Below are 13,778 nucleotides of genomic sequence, written 5' to 3'. Positions count from 1 at the left end.
TGGAACCGCTTGGAGTGAAACGACTACCGTGTGCACGGTGAACATCGTGGAGACCTACACCGGGCACGTCGACCCGGGCGGCGACGCCACCAGGCGGACCCTCGACGCGCTGACCATCACCAAGCTGTCCGTCGGCCCGATGGACAACAACGCGTACCTGCTGGTGTGCCGGGAGTCGAACGAGGCGCTGCTGATCGACGCGGCGAACGACCCCGAGCGCATCTCCGACCTCATCGGCCACGGCCCGGACCGGCCTGCGTTGCGGACGGTCGTCACCACCCACCAGCACCAGGACCACTGGCAGGCACTGGGCGCGGTGGCCGGCGCGAACGGCGCCAACACCGCGGCCCACCCGCTGGACGCCGCGCCGTTGCCGGTGCCGCCGGACTTCCTCGTGGAGCACGGGGACACGCTGTCGGTGGGCCAGGTCACGCTTTCGGTCATCCACCTGCGGGGGCACACGCCGGGCTCGATCGCCCTGCTGTACCGCGACCCGGCCGGCATCCCGCACCTGTTCACCGGGGACTCGCTGTTCCCGGGCGGGGTGGGCAAGACGGCGTCACCGGAGAACTTCACGTCGTTGCTGGACGACGTCGAGACGCGGATCTTCGGGGAGTTGCCGGACGAGACGTGGTTCTACCCGGGGCACGGGGACGACTCGACGCTGGGCGCGGAACGGCCGAAGCTGCAGGAGTGGCGCGAGCGCGGCTGGTGAGCAACCGGGGGGCTGCCTCACGCAGCCCCCCGTCCGACGACAGAACATCCGGGGCCGAAGTGGATCTCGCGGGAGCTTTCAAGGTCATCGGCACCCCGGTGCGGCTGCCCGGGCGCAGTGACGATGCCCTGGTGCGGCAGATTCAGAAGCAAAAGGGGTTCACCGCACCCGGCAAACCCTTGTGCCCCGCGGAAGGTTTGGCGGACGGCATCGCCCTCCGGCCACTCGAAGCGTTGCACTGGCTGTCCTACGTGACGCGGCCGCGCTATCAGGACGACGTGCTCGACGTGTACCTGCGATGGGGCCTTCTGCGCTACCTGGGCTTCTTCGCCCACGACTACACCCATTCCCGGCTTCCCCGGCTCACGCTGAGCGAAGCCGGCCGCCGCATATCCGGCAACCAGCGGCGCGTGACCTCGGAAGAGATGGGCATCGCCTTCGGGACGGCGCTGGCCAAACGCTGGTTCGAAACGACCGGCGTGGCCGATCTGCGGGCGGTAGTCGACATCGATGTGGCGCTGGACGCTCGTTACGTGTTCGGACCGAGTTCGGCGGTGCAGCACATCGGCACCCAGCGTCCCGACTACCTCCTCGTCGGCGCCGATCCCCGGGACAGCACTCGATACCTGGTGCGGGTGCTCGAATGCAAGGGAACGAAGAACGCCGGCCACGCCGTGCCCCAGCTCGCCAGGGCCGTGGGCCAGCTCGACGGTGTCACGATCGGCGGGCGGGTGCCCCACGGCCTGGCCACCACGGTCATCACCGCCGAGAACAAAACGTCTTATCTGGCCGTCGACCCGGGTGACGATGACGAACCAGCCTACGAAGTCACGGCGGAGACGATCGATCGTGTCCGGAACTTCCGCTTCGAGGCCGACCGATCCGACGCCTCGGCGGCCGAGATCGCCGGCGCCTCCGTGCGGGCGTCCTGGGCGGTGCTCGCCGACTTCGGCAGCAACCTCGGTGCGCTCCGGCGCTGGGCACCGGAAGTGATGGAACGTCGCATCGAGCGGCGGGTGCGGGAACGGCGGACGTTCTCCACGCCGGTCGAAGAGGCGCGGGGTACCAGTTTCACCTTCGGCTTCGACCAGGAACAGCTCACCGTCGAGTACGGCATCGCTCGGTCGATCGACGATTCGCTGTCGGAAGGGTCCGCCGGGGCGATCATGGAGGCGCAACGCGTTTTCGCCGAGCGCTTGCGCGAGTCACCGGCCCCGGATCAAGCAGGATCGGACACCGTCTACTCGGCGACGGCCGACGGATCGATTCTCTCGCTGACCCTCGAACGACGCCGCTGACACGGTCGGCGCAGCCGGGTAACGCTTGGGGCGTCAAACGCCGCCTCCGGGCAACGGACCGGACGAACCGGGCGTCTCCCGCAAACCCAGCGCTGGGACTTCCATCGGTTCTCTCCGCCAGGAGGCCCACCATGTCCAGACCCCACCGGCGCGCGCTCGCCGCCGTCACCCTGCTGCTCGCCGGGGGCGGGATCGTCGCCGCGGCGTCGCCCGCCCAAGGCGCCGCTCCCGTCATCCCGGCCATGACGAACATCCGGACCGGGCTCAACACCGGCTTCGACCGGGTCGTGCTCGACCTGAGCTCCGGGCCCGCACCCGCCGTCTCCCACCAGCTCGCCGACGAGCTCACCGCCGACCCCAGCGGGGAAGTCGTGTGGCTCACCGGGGAGTACTTCGTCAACGTCACCGCCACCCCCGCGGCCGCGCACGACGTCAACGGGAACCCCACCTACCCCGGGCCGCAGAAGTTCCGGACGCGGAACCTGCAGAACGTGATGGCCGTCGCCGTCACCGGGGACTTCGAGGCGCACCTCTCGATCGGGCTCGGTGTGCGGTCGCGGACGACGGTGAACGTCTTCACGCTCACCTCGCCCAACCGCATCGTGATCGACGTCGCCCACTGAAGGCGGGCGGGGGAGTCACCCGCGCTCGTGCGGGATCTTCTCCCCCGCCTCGACGGCGAACGGCAGGTGGTTGCCCGCCGGCGGCAGCGGGCAGGTCGCGAAGTCGGTGAACGCGCACGGCAGGTTCACCGCGCGGTTGAAGTCGAGCGTCACCGAGCCGTCCGCGGCCGGCGCGCCGACCGGCAGCGACCGGTTGGCCGCGTAGGTCGTGACCCCGCTCGTCGCGTCGGTGAACAGGATGCTCAAGCCCCCGTCCTTGCCGTTGAACGCGGTCAGGGTGTGCGATTCGCCATCGCGGGAGAAGCGGACCACGCCCGGCGCCGTGTAGACGTGGCTCAGTCCCTCCACCACGGCACCGACCGTCGTGGGCCTCGGCGAGGCGAACGGCTCGAACCGCCCGGCCAGCACCCAGGACGGCGACGGCTCGTACGCCGGGACCCCGCGGAACTCGCGCAGCACTTCGGCCTTGGGGTCGTGGACGCGGATCAGGTACCCCGAGCGGCGGGCCACCTCGATCTCGATGTCGCCGGCCAGCACCCGCGTGCCCGCGCCGCTGTTGACCAGCTCGAACCGTCGGACGCCGGTGACCGGTTCGCCTTCGTGGGACAGCGAGGCGCCCGCCGGGTCGACGTACGCCGCGTCCGCGTCCTGCCACCAGCGGCCGGGGATGCCCGGGTACTCCCGCGGCCTGCCGGTCAGCCAGTCCAGCGAAACCAGCGCCAGCCAGCCGTGCGGCTCCGCGAGGTCGGCCTCGCGCCGGGCCTTCCAGTCCTGCCACTCCTGCGTGAACGTGCTCATCGCGGGCCCCTTCCCGTCGGCTACGACGGTGCCAACCCGTCGCCCGCGGCGCTATTCCGCGTCCCAGCATCCGGACCCGCCTGCAGCCACGCGACCGGCCGCCGGCCGGGCCGGTGCGCATCGCCGCCTCAGTGCTCCCGCGGGCCGAACGACCACTGCAGCCCGTAGCTGAGGCCCTGGTGCAGGTCGTGGAACTCGAGCCCGACCTCGCCGACCCGGTTGACGGTCAGCGCGTCGCCCGAATCGACGCCGTCGTCGACCACCCGGCCTGGCACGCCGTTGAGCCGCCACACCCGCGAGGGCGGCGCGGCGCGGTCGAAGCGGACCCGCACCGAGAACTCTTCGCACCGGCGAAGCGGGGTCATGGCGTAGTAGGGCCGCAGTTCGGTGCGCTGCGGCGTGAACCGGATGCCGTACTCGTGCCGCTGGCCGAGCCGCAGCGGGCTCGGCAGCCGCATGACGAACTGCGCGTGGCTCGCCGAAACCTGGCGCGCTTCGACGATTTCGCCGCCGAACAGCGCGTCGGCGGTGATGTCCGGCAGCGGGTCGCTGCCCGCTTCGGCCGGCACGCTGAACGGCAGGACCAGCTCGTCGAGCTCGTCGACCTCCGCGACGATCCGGCGTTCCTCCTGCAGCTCCGGCGGGTCGCGGTCGAGCCGCAGCATCGCCTTCATCGACTCGACGTACCAGCCGGCCAGCGGGTGCAGGTCACCGCGGGGCGCGGGCGCGCCGAGCAGCTCGTCGAGCCGGCGGAACGCGAGGTCGATCCGGCGGCGGGCGGTGCGGGGGTCACGGTCGAGCACGCTGGCCAGCCAGGAGATCCGCCGGTCGAGGAACTCCCCCGCGGCCTCCTCGTGCAGGCCGAGCGCGGCCAGCGCGGCCAGCTTCAGGTCCGGCGGCAGCCGCCCGCAGAGTTCGGTCAGGCGCAGCACGAGCTTCTGGCGCGCGGCCGCGGGCTGGTCGGCTTCGGTGATGGCGCACGCCGCTCGCAGGTACGGGCCGATCCGCTGGTGCAGGTCGGCCGCGTCCAGCCCGCGGCCGCGGCGCAGTTCGTTCAGCTCGCGCACGAACGGGAGGGTGTGCTCTTCCGTCGTCCCACCCCCTCGATTTCCCCGCGGAAGAAATGCTCACGTTACCAGGAGCAGTTCCGCGAAAGCAGGACAAATGCCGGACACCGGTATTCGCGCGAATGCCCGGCCGGCCGGCCCCCCACGAGCCGGCCGGCCGGGTCTCACCGCGGGTCAGCCGGCCCCGAAGATCAGGGCCCAGATCGAGTGGCTCTCCATCACACACACCTCCTCATCGCTGTACCCAGGCCGAGGCGGAGAGCGGCGCGGAGCCGTGGAACGTCGGCGCGGCCGGTTCCGCCGCGCTTCCGGCGGCCGCGACGAAACCCGCGACGGCACCGGCCACGAACGCGGCGAAGACCGATTTCACCAGGGTCAAAATTCTGCAGTAGACGTTCACGACAAGGACTCCCCGACCTCGCTCGAAATGGAAATCCGGCCGGTGGCATTGTTTTTCTTTCCGGCCGGGTTCCAGGATCGCCGGGCGGCGGCGTCCGTCAGATGTCCGCTGTCACGGGTGGTGTGTGCCGTTTGGCTCAGAACGGGCGAAGGCGCGCAGGACCCGCGGCTCGCGGATGAGGAACCGGCGACGGCCGGTCTCGACGATCCCGCGCTCGCGCAGCACGCGCAACGCCCGTGCGACGGTACGCCGGGCGGCGCCGATCTGCGCGGCGATGTCCTCCTGCGACAGCGCGTCGACGACCACCCCCTCGGCCACGGTCCGGCCGTGTTCCTCGGCCAACCGCACCAGGACCACGGCGACCCGGCGGCTGACGTCGAAGGCGGCCGAGTCGACCCGGGCGGACTCGGCGTTGCGGAGCCGGGCCGCGACCGTCTTGATCGTCGCGATGGCGATCGCGGGCCGGGCGTGCAGGACGTCGACGAACTCCGCGCCGGTCAGCTGGAAGACGGTGCAGGGTTCGATCGCGCGCACCGACGCCGACCGCGGCCGTCCGGTGACCGCCGCGAGATCGCCCAGCACTTCGCCGGGGCCGCGCAGCCCGAAGAGCACCTCGCGGCCGTCCTCGACGATCGTGGAGACGCGCACCCAGCCGGCGACCAGCACGTGGACGTGGTCCGACGGGTCGCCCTCCATGAGCACGACGTCGTTCGCGCGGAACCGGCGGCGGGTGCCGCGGGCGAGCAGGTACTCGCGATCGGCGTCGGCGAGGTAAGTCAGGAGCGCCCCCTCCGCCGTGTCGTCGTGCCCGCTCATGGCTCCCCTCCGGATCACCACCGTAACCCGGCGTGGCGGAGTTGGGCGAGAGCCGAGACCGGTAGGGTCGCCGCGTGGACGTGGAGATCTACACCGACGGCGCGTGCAGCGGGAACCCCGGACCGGGCGGCTGGGGCGCGGTGCTGCGCTACGGCAGGCACGAGCGCGAGCTGTACGGCGGCGAGGCCACCCCGACGACGAACAACCGCATGGAGCTGACGGCGCCGATCCGCGCACTGGAGAGCCTGACCCGCCCGTCCCAGGTGCGCGTGTACACGGACAGCACGTACGTGCGCAACGGAATCACGCAGTGGCTGCCCCGCTGGAAGAAGAACGGCTGGCAGACGACGGCCCGCGAACCGGTGAAGAACGCGGACCTCTGGCAGCGCCTCGACGCGGCGGTGGGCGAGCACGAGGTCGAGTGGCTGTGGGTCAAGGGCCACGCTGGGCACCCGGAGAACGAACGAGCGGACCGGCTCGCGGTGCGGGGTGCGCAGGAGGCGCGGGAGAGCGGGGAACCGGTCAACGTGGGTTAGTCCTCGGTGGACCGGGTGACCGCCACTGCCGACCGGGTCGTCATCACCATACCCACCGGAATCCCACGACCGTGTTCTCCATCGACCGGACGAACCTCCTCGTTGCGGAGTTGACAAGCTCGATCGGTTTCTCGTCGACCGGTGAGCCGTCTAGGTGGTCCGCCCACACACACCACCAAACTCGGCGTGGGACCCTGCCGGTGAACGCGACGGCCATGTCGACGTTCTCGGCTCTGGCGAACGCCGCCCTTCGCACTTCCGTCAGACCCGCGGAACGCCGGTCGAAGACAGCACAGTACTCGAGCGCCGCTGTCTCGTCTTTCTGCAACGGCCGGTCAAGCTCGATTTCGACGCTGCGCAGTCCGCGACCGTACTCATGACTCTGCCCGAGCTGCCCACCGTAGGCGACCTCGATACGAGAGGCTTCCGGCTCGTGGTTGAAGAGGTAGATGTCGACGCCGTCCTCGATCGCCCGGATCGTGTGCACCGTGCGGCGCACGCTCAGGCGCCCGTCGGTGACGTCATACCGTTCGACCAGGTTGATCGTGCGATGCCGCTGCCCGCGGATCATCTCTCGCCTGCTTCGTAGCGTATGGGCGATCTCACTGGTCGGCGTGTGCCGGCCTTCGTAGACCTCGCGAAGGTGCCTTCGGTCCGTGTCCGTCATTTCGAACGCTTCCAGGAACCAGGTCAGCGTCTCGTACGAGAGACTCTGTCCGGTCAAGGCTCGGCCCACCCGGTCCTTGAGCATGCGCGCCGTACGCTCAGTGCCTGTCGGGTCTTGTTCCCACAAATGGTGTTCGATCACTTTCGCGATCGCGGACTGATTCAGCTTCCCCGCGACTCGCGAGGTCAAGGCCCGCCACTTCGCCCGATAGGGCGGAGATTCGGCAAGGAGCCGGGCTAGAAGAGCGCCTGCTGCACGAACGTTGGGGTCAGACTGAGCCACAACCGGTACCTCCAAGCTGCACGGCGACGATTGTAGTGACATCGGAGCGCAGGAAAACTGCGCTTCCGGGTGACACGGAGGAATCGCGACCTGCAACTATGTCGCTCCCACACGGTCACGCCGAACGCCATGCGACACAACTGCGACAGAGAAGCGCCAACTCGGCGCTAGCTTTGGAGCACGCCACCGAATCATCCGGAAAGGATCACCATGGACGACGAGACACCGACGACTCCAGAAGACTCCGAGCACGACCTCGCCGACGGAGCTCCGAGCAACGTCGTGCACACGGATTTCGAGCCGAGGGCAACGAAAACAGCTGATTCCGCTGAGGACGCGCTCACCGAGCTCAAAGCCATGCAGATCTCTTTCGAAGCGCTCAGTCCGCTCGCGGAGGAAGCCCGCCGGCGCGCGGTCTTCTGGCTGATCGAGGCGCTGGGGCTGACCGACCTCGCACTGACCGGTTCGAACTCGAGTCAGCCGCACGAGAACCCGTCGTCCTACGCACCTGCGAGCGTCGGCAAGAAGACGGTCAGCGCTCGCGACTTCATGAGTCAGAAGAAGCCCGGCTCCCAGGTGGAGCGGATCGCCTGCCTCGCCTACTACCTTGCCCATCACCGGGACACCCCACACTTCAAGGCCTCGGACATCTCCGCTCTCAACCTCGAGGCAGCCGGGCAGAAGTTCGGCAACCTGCCGAGGGACTTGGACAATGCGGACCGGCAGAGCGGCTATGTGGTCTCGGCAGGACAAGGTGCGAAGCAGATGACCACCCGCGGCGACGCGGTCGTCGAGGCACTACCGGATCGGGAGGCGGTCAAGGCAGCCTTGCATGAGCACCCGCACCGGCAGAAGCGGTCCAGCGGTGGCAAGAAGAGTTTGCCGGACGAAAAGAGTGACAAGTGATCACCGCTCGAGACGTACTCGAATCGTCATACGATCACACCCTCGCCAAAGAGTTGCTCGACGCCTACGCAGAAGCCAAGCACAATTACCTCCTGGGCGGGCATCGCCTCAGCGCCGTGGAAGGCGGCAGGTTCTGCGAGGCCGCATACCGGATTCTCGAACAAATGACGAAAGGCCGCCATACGCCCATCGGCGAGCAACTGAACACCGAGAAAGTTGCGAAAGCGCTGGAATCCCTGAGCGCCACCGACTTCCCCAAGGCCGTCCGTATCTACTTGCCTCGTGCTCTACGTGTCGTCTACGACATCCGCAACAGCCGAGACATCGCACATCTCGCCGACGGGATCGATCCGAACCTTCAGGACGCCACCCTGGTGACGGCCGTCCTCGACTGGGTGATCGCCGAGTTCGTCCGGTTGAGCAAACGCGTCGATGCCGACACCGCCCAACGGCTCGTCACAGAACTGGTCACGCGCAAGTACCCGGTTGTGCAGATGTTCGGCGACCGCCCCAAAGTGCTGCGAACCGACCTTCGCGCGAGCGACACGGTGCTCGTTCTCCTTTATCACCGAGGCGCGACACCGACGACGTTGAGCGAACTCGTGACGTGGGTAGCGGACTCGATGCAAAAGAATCTGCGCCGGACCATACGGGCGCTGGACGACAAAGCCCTCGTGCACCTCGAGGGCAACAAAGTGCTGATCACCCGCGCGGGAGAGCACGCGGTCGAATCGCGAAGGATCCTCGAGTTCGAGAGCACTTGAATGGCCAACACGTGCGACCCGTACTCCGTGATCTTCGCCGGGACTACGCCAGTCGCCGTGGGACGATTTCGGCATGACTTCGTGCCCGTGCGGCCTCACCGCGTCCTACGCCGCCTGTTGTGGCCGGTTTCACGACGGCCGCCTCGCCGCTCCGACCGCCGAGCTGCTGATGCGGTCGCGGTTCAGCGCCTTCGCCGTCGGGGACACCGCCTACCTGCTGCGCACCTGGCACCCGGGCACCCGGCCGCGGCGGCTCGACCTCGATCCGGACCAGGAGTGGACGCGGCTGGAGATCCTCGGCCGCACCGGGGGTGGGCTGCTGCACGCCGAAGGCACGGTCGAATTCCGGGCACACTACCGCCACCACGGCCGGGACGGCTTCCTCGAGGAGCACAGCCGCTTCCGGCGTGAGGACGGCCACTGGGTCTACCTCGACGCGGAAGCGTAAACCCGCCCCGCGGACCGGCTCCGTCGTGCTAAACAGTGCGGCGATGGGAAAACTGACGCGCCGCGCCCGGGCGAAGGCGGACTACTTCGGCTTCATCGGCGCCCGGGAATGGCCGCTCGCCGCGTCCGGGCTGGGCGTGGTGCTCGGGGCCGTCACCATCCTGCCGAGTGCCGTCGGCGTGGTGCTCTCCGTCCTCGCGCTCGCGCTGGGCGTCACCACCTTCACCCGGGACGTCCGGCTGCTGCGGCGCCGCTGGGCCGGGTTCGAGTTCACCACCATCGCCGCTCCCTTCCCCACCGCGGAACTGCCGCCGCCGCCCGCCTACCCCGCGTCGGAGTACCTCGCCGTGCCCGCCCGCGGGACCGCGCTGGTCAGCGCCGCGATCGACCGGGACCTCTGGGAAGAGCGGCACACGATCGACGTCGCCGAGGAGCCGTACCGGCTGCCCCCGGCCCTCAAGGCCACCGCGCCGCACGTGCTGCCGATGCGGGCCCGCGGCCGGCTGCTGTTCAACGGCCCGATCGTCGGCATGCGCGGCGATCCGCTACCCGTCGCCGGCGCCCGGCCCGCGCCGATCCGGCTGCACCGGGCCCGGTTCTTCGACGCCGTCTGCTCGAACGAACTCGGCACGCTCCGCATCACGCGCACCGGCACCGGCGAGGAGTTCGACCTGCGCAAGGCCGAGCTCACCGACACCTCCGGCGCCCTGCGCGAGCTGAGCAGCAGCACCCTCGCCGACCTCGTCGGCGTCTCCACGGTGGCGTTCACCACCGACGGCAAGCTGGTCACCGTCCGGCAGTCGGCGCTCAACTCCGTCAGCGGGCTGCTGCTCGCGCCGTCGGGCAGCGGCTCGCTCGAACCCCGCGACCTGCGCACGCCCGACGGCCGGCCCCGGCGGCTGCTGCATGACGTGGTCCGCGCCGGGATGGAACGCGAACTGTGCGAGGAGACCGGGCTGACCCCCGGATACGTGCGGGAAACGAAGGTGACCGGGTTCGCGCGCTGGATGGAGCGCGGCGCCAAGCCCGAATTCTTCGGGCTCACCGAGCTGACGGTCGACAGCACCGAGGTCGCGCGGCGCCGCCCGGTCAGTGGCGAACGGCTCTACAGCGCCGGGCTGACGCTCTTCGACGTCGACCTCCCGGCGATCGGCGCCGCGCTGGGCGGCGGTGTCCCGCTCAGCGAGGCACTTCCGCAACGGCTCTGGGAAGACGGCTCCCTGCCGCTCTTGCTGGCCCTGCGCGCCGCCGCGGCGTGGCAGGCCACCCGGTTCTGACGGAACGGCCCTGTTCTCGACGTGATCGGGCCGCTACCATCGTCCGCAATTGTTAGGAAAGTTCCCTAACGATGGTCCCCCGCCGCCGTGGTGCCTAGGAGGCGCGCTAGTGAGCTATCGGCAGAGAAGAACCCGGATCGTCCTCGCGGCGGCCGCGCTGGCCGTCGCGGTGACCGGGGCGAGCGTCCCCGCCGCAACCGGGCAGGAGCCGGCGAGAGCGGTGGTCACCGCCGCGGCGCCGGCCACCGCGGTCCCCGGCTTCCTCATCCAGACATCCGCCAAGGTCGGCGACGACTCCGCGGTCTCCAAACCCGGCTTCGACACCGCGGGCTGGTACCCCGTCGGCCCGCGGTCGACCGTTTACGCCGGGCTGCTGGCCAACGGCAAGTACGCCGACCCGTTCTACTCGACGAACATGAAGAACGTGCCGGTCGCGGACTTCCAGGTCCCGTGGTGGTACCGGACCGACCTGACCGTCACCGACACGTCCCAGCGGACCTACCTCGACTTCAGCGGCGTGCTGTCGAAGGCCGACGTCTGGGTCAACGGGACGCGGATCGCCGACAAGACCCAGGTCAACGGCGCCTACACCCGCCACGACCTCGACATCACCGCGCAGGTGAAGGCCGGGACCAACAGCATCGCGTTCAAGGTCTACCCGAACGACCCCAACAAGGACCTGTCGATGGGCTGGATCGACTGGGCGCAGACCCCGCCGGACCAGAACATGGGCATCGTGCGGGACGTCCTCGTGCGCCGCAGCGGGCCGGTGGCGCTGCGCGGCGGTCACGTCGTCACGAAGCTGACCGGGCTGACCCACGCCGACCTGACGGTGAAGGCCGACGTCCGCAACGACTCCGCCGCCGCGGTGTCGGCGACGGTGTCCGGCACGGTCGCCGGGCGCGCCATCAGCCAGACGGTGTCGCTGGCGGCCAAGGAGAAGAAGACCGTGACGTTCCCGGTGCTCGGGATCGACAACCCGCAGATCTGGTGGCCGGCCGGGATGGGCGGCCAGCCGCTGCACGACCTCGACCTGACCGCGAGCGTCGGCGGCACGGCGTCGGACTCCGCGCACTCGAGCTTCGGCATCCGCCAGGTGACGGCGAACAAGAACTCGAGCGGCGGCCGGGCCTACACGATCAACGGGCGCCCGCTGCTGATCAAGGGCGGCGGTTATTCGCCGGACCTGTTCCTGCGCTGGAACGAACAGGCCGCGGCGGACAAGCTCGCCTACGTCAAGGACCTCGGGCTCAACACCGTGCGCCTGGAGGGCCACATCGAGCCGGACGAGTTCTTCGACCTCGCCGACCGGATGGGCGTGCTGACCCTGCCCGGCTGGGAGTGCTGCGACAAGTGGGAAGGCCAGGTCAACGGCGAGGAGAAGGGTGACCCCTGGACCGCCGCGGACTACCCGGTCGCGAAGGCGTCGATGACCGCGGAAGCCGAGCGGCTGCGCGACCACCCGAGCGTCATCTCGTTCCTCATCGGCAGCGACTTCGCCCCCGACGCGACGATCGAGAAGAACTACCTCGACGCGCTGAGCGCCGCGGACTGGCAGACGCCGGTGGTGCCGGCCGCGTCGGCGAAGTCGTCGCCGCAGCTGGGGTCGTCCGGGATGAAGATGAACGGGCCGTACGACTACGTCCCGCCGAACTACTGGTACGACAAGGCGCACAGCGACCTCGGCGGCGCCTGGAACTTCAACTCCGAGACCAGCGCCGGGCCGGACATCCCGACGATGGACACGCTCAAGCGGATGATGTCCGCGAGCGAGCTCGACACGATGTGGAAGAGCCCGTCGACCCCGCAGTACCACCGGTCTTCGTCGTCGACGTTCGCCAACCTGAAGCTCTTCGGCGACGCGCTCACCGGCCGCTACGGCAAGCCGGCGAGCCTGGACGACTTCGTCCGGAAGGCGCAGCTGGCGCAGTACGAGAACGTCCGCGCCGAGTTCGAGTCGCACTCGCGCAACTTCAGCGACAGCTCGAACCCGGCCACCGGGATCATCTACTGGATGCTCAACAGCGGCTGGACGTCGCTGCACTGGCAGCTGTTCGACGCCTACCTCGACCAGAACGGCTCGTACTTCGGGGCCAAGAAGGCGAACGAGCCGCTGCACATCCAGTACTCGTACGACACGAAGTCCGTCGTGGTGGTCAACCACAACCACGACGCGGCGTCGAACCTCACCGCGTCCGTCAAGCTCTACAACCTCGACGGGACGGAGAAGTTCAGCCAGTCCAAGGCCGTTTCGGTGGGCGGTGACGGCGCCAAGACCACGGCGCTGACCATCGGTTCGGTGAGCGGGCTGTCGACGACGTACCTGGCGAAGCTGGTGCTCAGCGACTCCTCGGGCAAGGAGGTCAGCCGGAACGTGTACTGGCTGTCCACCAAGGCCGACACCCTGGATTGGGCCAACAGCGACTGGTACTACACGCCGACCACGTCGTACGCGGACCTCTCGGGACTGAACGGCCTCGCCCAGGTCTCTCTCGGGTCGACGGCCACCTCGACGGCCAACGCCGACGGCACCACGACCACCAAGGTGACGCTGAAGAACGACGCGGGCGGCAAGGTGCCGGCGTTCTTCGTCGACGCGCACGTGGTCGGCGCGGCGGGCGCGCCGGTGCTGCCGGTGCGGTGGACCGACAACCAGGTCAGCCTCTGGCCGGGGGAGTCCACCACGCTGACGGCGACGTACCGGACCGCGGACCTCAAGGGCGCAAAGCCGTCCGTGCGGATCGCGGGCTGGAACACCGAGACGAAGACGATCCCCGCGGACGGCACGACCGGCCCGGGCACCCCGGCCGACTACCAGGCCGAGAACGCCACGATCACCGGTGGCGTCGCGGAGTCGAACCACCTCGGGTACACCGGCACCGGGTTCGTCAACTACGACAACGCGACCGGCAGCGCGGTGGAGTGGTCCGTGACCGCGGGCGCGGCGGGACCGGCGAACGTCGTCCTGCGGTTCGCCAACGGCACCACGGCGAACCGGCCGATGGACATCACGGTGAACGGCACGAAGGTGGCGTCCGGAGTGGCCTTCGGCGGCACGGGGAACTGGGACACGTGGCAGACGGTCACCGTGCCCGTCTCCCTGCTCGCGGGGACGAACAAGATCAAGGCGACCGCGACCACCGCCAACGGCGGCCCGAACGTCGACAAGATCACCGTCTGAG

General features: G+C 69.4%; 14 protein-coding genes. 9 read left to right on the top strand and 5 right to left on the bottom strand.

The window, feature by feature from the left end:
• The first annotated feature begins 37 nt into the window (after positions 1–37).
• The 3 genes from Q5425_RS18115 to Q5425_RS18105 all read left to right on the top strand — a co-directional run bounded on the left by Q5425_RS18115 (position 38) and on the right by Q5425_RS18105 (position 2,636).
• Positions 38–715 (top strand): MBL fold metallo-hydrolase, encoded by a 678-nt coding sequence (locus Q5425_RS18115; protein ID WP_308673420.1) that lies wholly within the window; start codon positions 38–40, stop codon positions 713–715.
• A gap of 59 nt (positions 716–774) precedes the next feature.
• Positions 775–2,013, top strand: a complete 1,239-nt coding sequence (locus Q5425_RS18110; protein WP_308673419.1) for a hypothetical protein — start codon at positions 775–777, stop codon at positions 2,011–2,013.
• 131 nt (positions 2,014–2,144) lie between these two features.
• The gene (locus Q5425_RS18105; RefSeq protein WP_308673418.1) at positions 2,145–2,636 is read left to right on the top strand and encodes a hypothetical protein; all 492 of its coding nucleotides are present in this window, start codon (positions 2,145–2,147) and stop codon (positions 2,634–2,636) included.
• A 15-nt stretch (positions 2,637–2,651) separates the two neighbouring features.
• Here Q5425_RS18105 and Q5425_RS18100 read toward each other — a convergent pair whose 3' ends face one another.
• The 4 genes from Q5425_RS18100 to Q5425_RS18085 form a co-directional block, all read right to left on the bottom strand.
• Positions 2,652–3,434: a DUF1684 domain-containing protein gene (locus Q5425_RS18100; RefSeq protein WP_308673417.1), complete on the bottom strand. Its 783-nt coding sequence runs from the start codon at positions 3,432–3,434 to the stop codon at positions 2,652–2,654.
• 128 nt (positions 3,435–3,562) lie between these two features.
• Positions 3,563–4,501, bottom strand: a complete 939-nt coding sequence (locus Q5425_RS18095; RefSeq protein WP_308673416.1) for a hypothetical protein — start codon at positions 4,499–4,501, stop codon at positions 3,563–3,565.
• 232 nt (positions 4,502–4,733) lie between these two features.
• Positions 4,734–4,901 carry a hypothetical protein gene (locus Q5425_RS18090; RefSeq protein WP_308673415.1) on the bottom strand — a complete coding sequence of 56 codons (168 nt, stop codon included), beginning with the start codon at positions 4,899–4,901 and terminating at the stop codon, positions 4,734–4,736.
• Between the two features lie 111 nt (positions 4,902–5,012).
• Positions 5,013–5,717, bottom strand: coding sequence for a Crp/Fnr family transcriptional regulator (locus Q5425_RS18085; RefSeq protein ID WP_308673414.1), 705 nt, complete (start codon positions 5,715–5,717; stop codon positions 5,013–5,015).
• A gap of 74 nt (positions 5,718–5,791) precedes the next feature.
• Here Q5425_RS18085 and rnhA point away from each other — a divergent pair, with 74 nt between their 5' ends.
• Positions 5,792–6,253, top strand: a complete 462-nt coding sequence (rnhA, locus tag Q5425_RS18080; RefSeq protein WP_308673413.1) for a ribonuclease HI — start codon at positions 5,792–5,794, stop codon at positions 6,251–6,253.
• A 43-nt stretch (positions 6,254–6,296) separates the two neighbouring features.
• On the opposite strand, the gene Q5425_RS18075 is transcribed toward rnhA, so the two are convergent.
• Entirely contained in the window at positions 6,297–7,109 is an 813-nt protein-coding gene (locus Q5425_RS18075; protein ID WP_308673412.1) for a hypothetical protein, read from the bottom strand.
• Between the two features lie 303 nt (positions 7,110–7,412).
• On the opposite strand from Q5425_RS18075, the gene Q5425_RS18070 reads away from it, so the two are divergent.
• From Q5425_RS18070 to Q5425_RS18050, 5 genes are all read left to right on the top strand, one after another.
• On the top strand, positions 7,413–8,108 hold the full coding sequence (locus tag Q5425_RS18070) for a hypothetical protein (RefSeq protein WP_308673411.1): 696 nt from the start codon (positions 7,413–7,415) through the stop codon (positions 8,106–8,108).
• Positions 8,105–8,872 carry a hypothetical protein gene (locus Q5425_RS18065; protein WP_308673410.1) on the top strand — a complete coding sequence of 256 codons (768 nt, stop codon included), beginning with the start codon at positions 8,105–8,107 and terminating at the stop codon, positions 8,870–8,872. Before Q5425_RS18070 ends, Q5425_RS18065 begins: the two co-directional genes overlap by 4 nt.
• 73 nt (positions 8,873–8,945) lie before the next feature.
• A complete protein-coding gene (locus tag Q5425_RS18060; RefSeq protein WP_308673409.1) occupies positions 8,946–9,320 on the top strand; it encodes a YchJ family metal-binding protein in 375 nt (124 codons plus the stop codon).
• A 43-nt stretch (positions 9,321–9,363) separates the two neighbouring features.
• Positions 9,364–10,596: a hypothetical protein gene (locus tag Q5425_RS18055; RefSeq protein ID WP_308673408.1), complete on the top strand. Its 1,233-nt coding sequence runs from the start codon at positions 9,364–9,366 to the stop codon at positions 10,594–10,596.
• 109 nt (positions 10,597–10,705) lie between these two features.
• A complete protein-coding gene (locus Q5425_RS18050) occupies positions 10,706–13,777 on the top strand; it encodes a glycosyl hydrolase 2 galactose-binding domain-containing protein (RefSeq protein ID WP_308673407.1) in 3,072 nt (1,023 codons plus the stop codon).
• Position 13,778 lies beyond the last annotated feature (1 nt).

The sequence above is a fragment of the Amycolatopsis sp. A133 genome, from assembly GCF_031082405.1.
In the GTDB taxonomy this organism is placed as follows: domain Bacteria; phylum Actinomycetota; class Actinomycetes; order Mycobacteriales; family Pseudonocardiaceae; genus Amycolatopsis.
This window is presented reverse-complemented; position numbering and strand designations above follow the sequence as displayed.

Bases quoted from the DNA above. Each gene is read 5' to 3' on its own strand.
- Q5425_RS18105 (WP_308673418.1), top strand. From the start codon at position 2,145: ATGTCCAGACCCCACCGGCGCGCGCTCGCCGCCGTCACCCTGCTGCTC.
- Q5425_RS18100 (WP_308673417.1), bottom strand. From the start codon at position 3,434: ATGAGCACGTTCACGCAGGAGTGGCAGGACTGGAAGGCCCGGCGCGAG.
- Q5425_RS18085 (WP_308673414.1), bottom strand. From the start codon at position 5,717: ATGAGCGGGCACGACGACACGGCGGAGGGGGCGCTCCTGACTTACCTC.
- Q5425_RS18070 (WP_308673411.1), top strand. From the start codon at position 7,413: ATGGACGACGAGACACCGACGACTCCAGAAGACTCCGAGCACGACCTC.
- Q5425_RS18060 (WP_308673409.1), top strand. From the start codon at position 8,946: ATGACTTCGTGCCCGTGCGGCCTCACCGCGTCCTACGCCGCCTGTTGT.
- Q5425_RS18055 (WP_308673408.1), top strand. From the start codon at position 9,364: ATGGGAAAACTGACGCGCCGCGCCCGGGCGAAGGCGGACTACTTCGGC.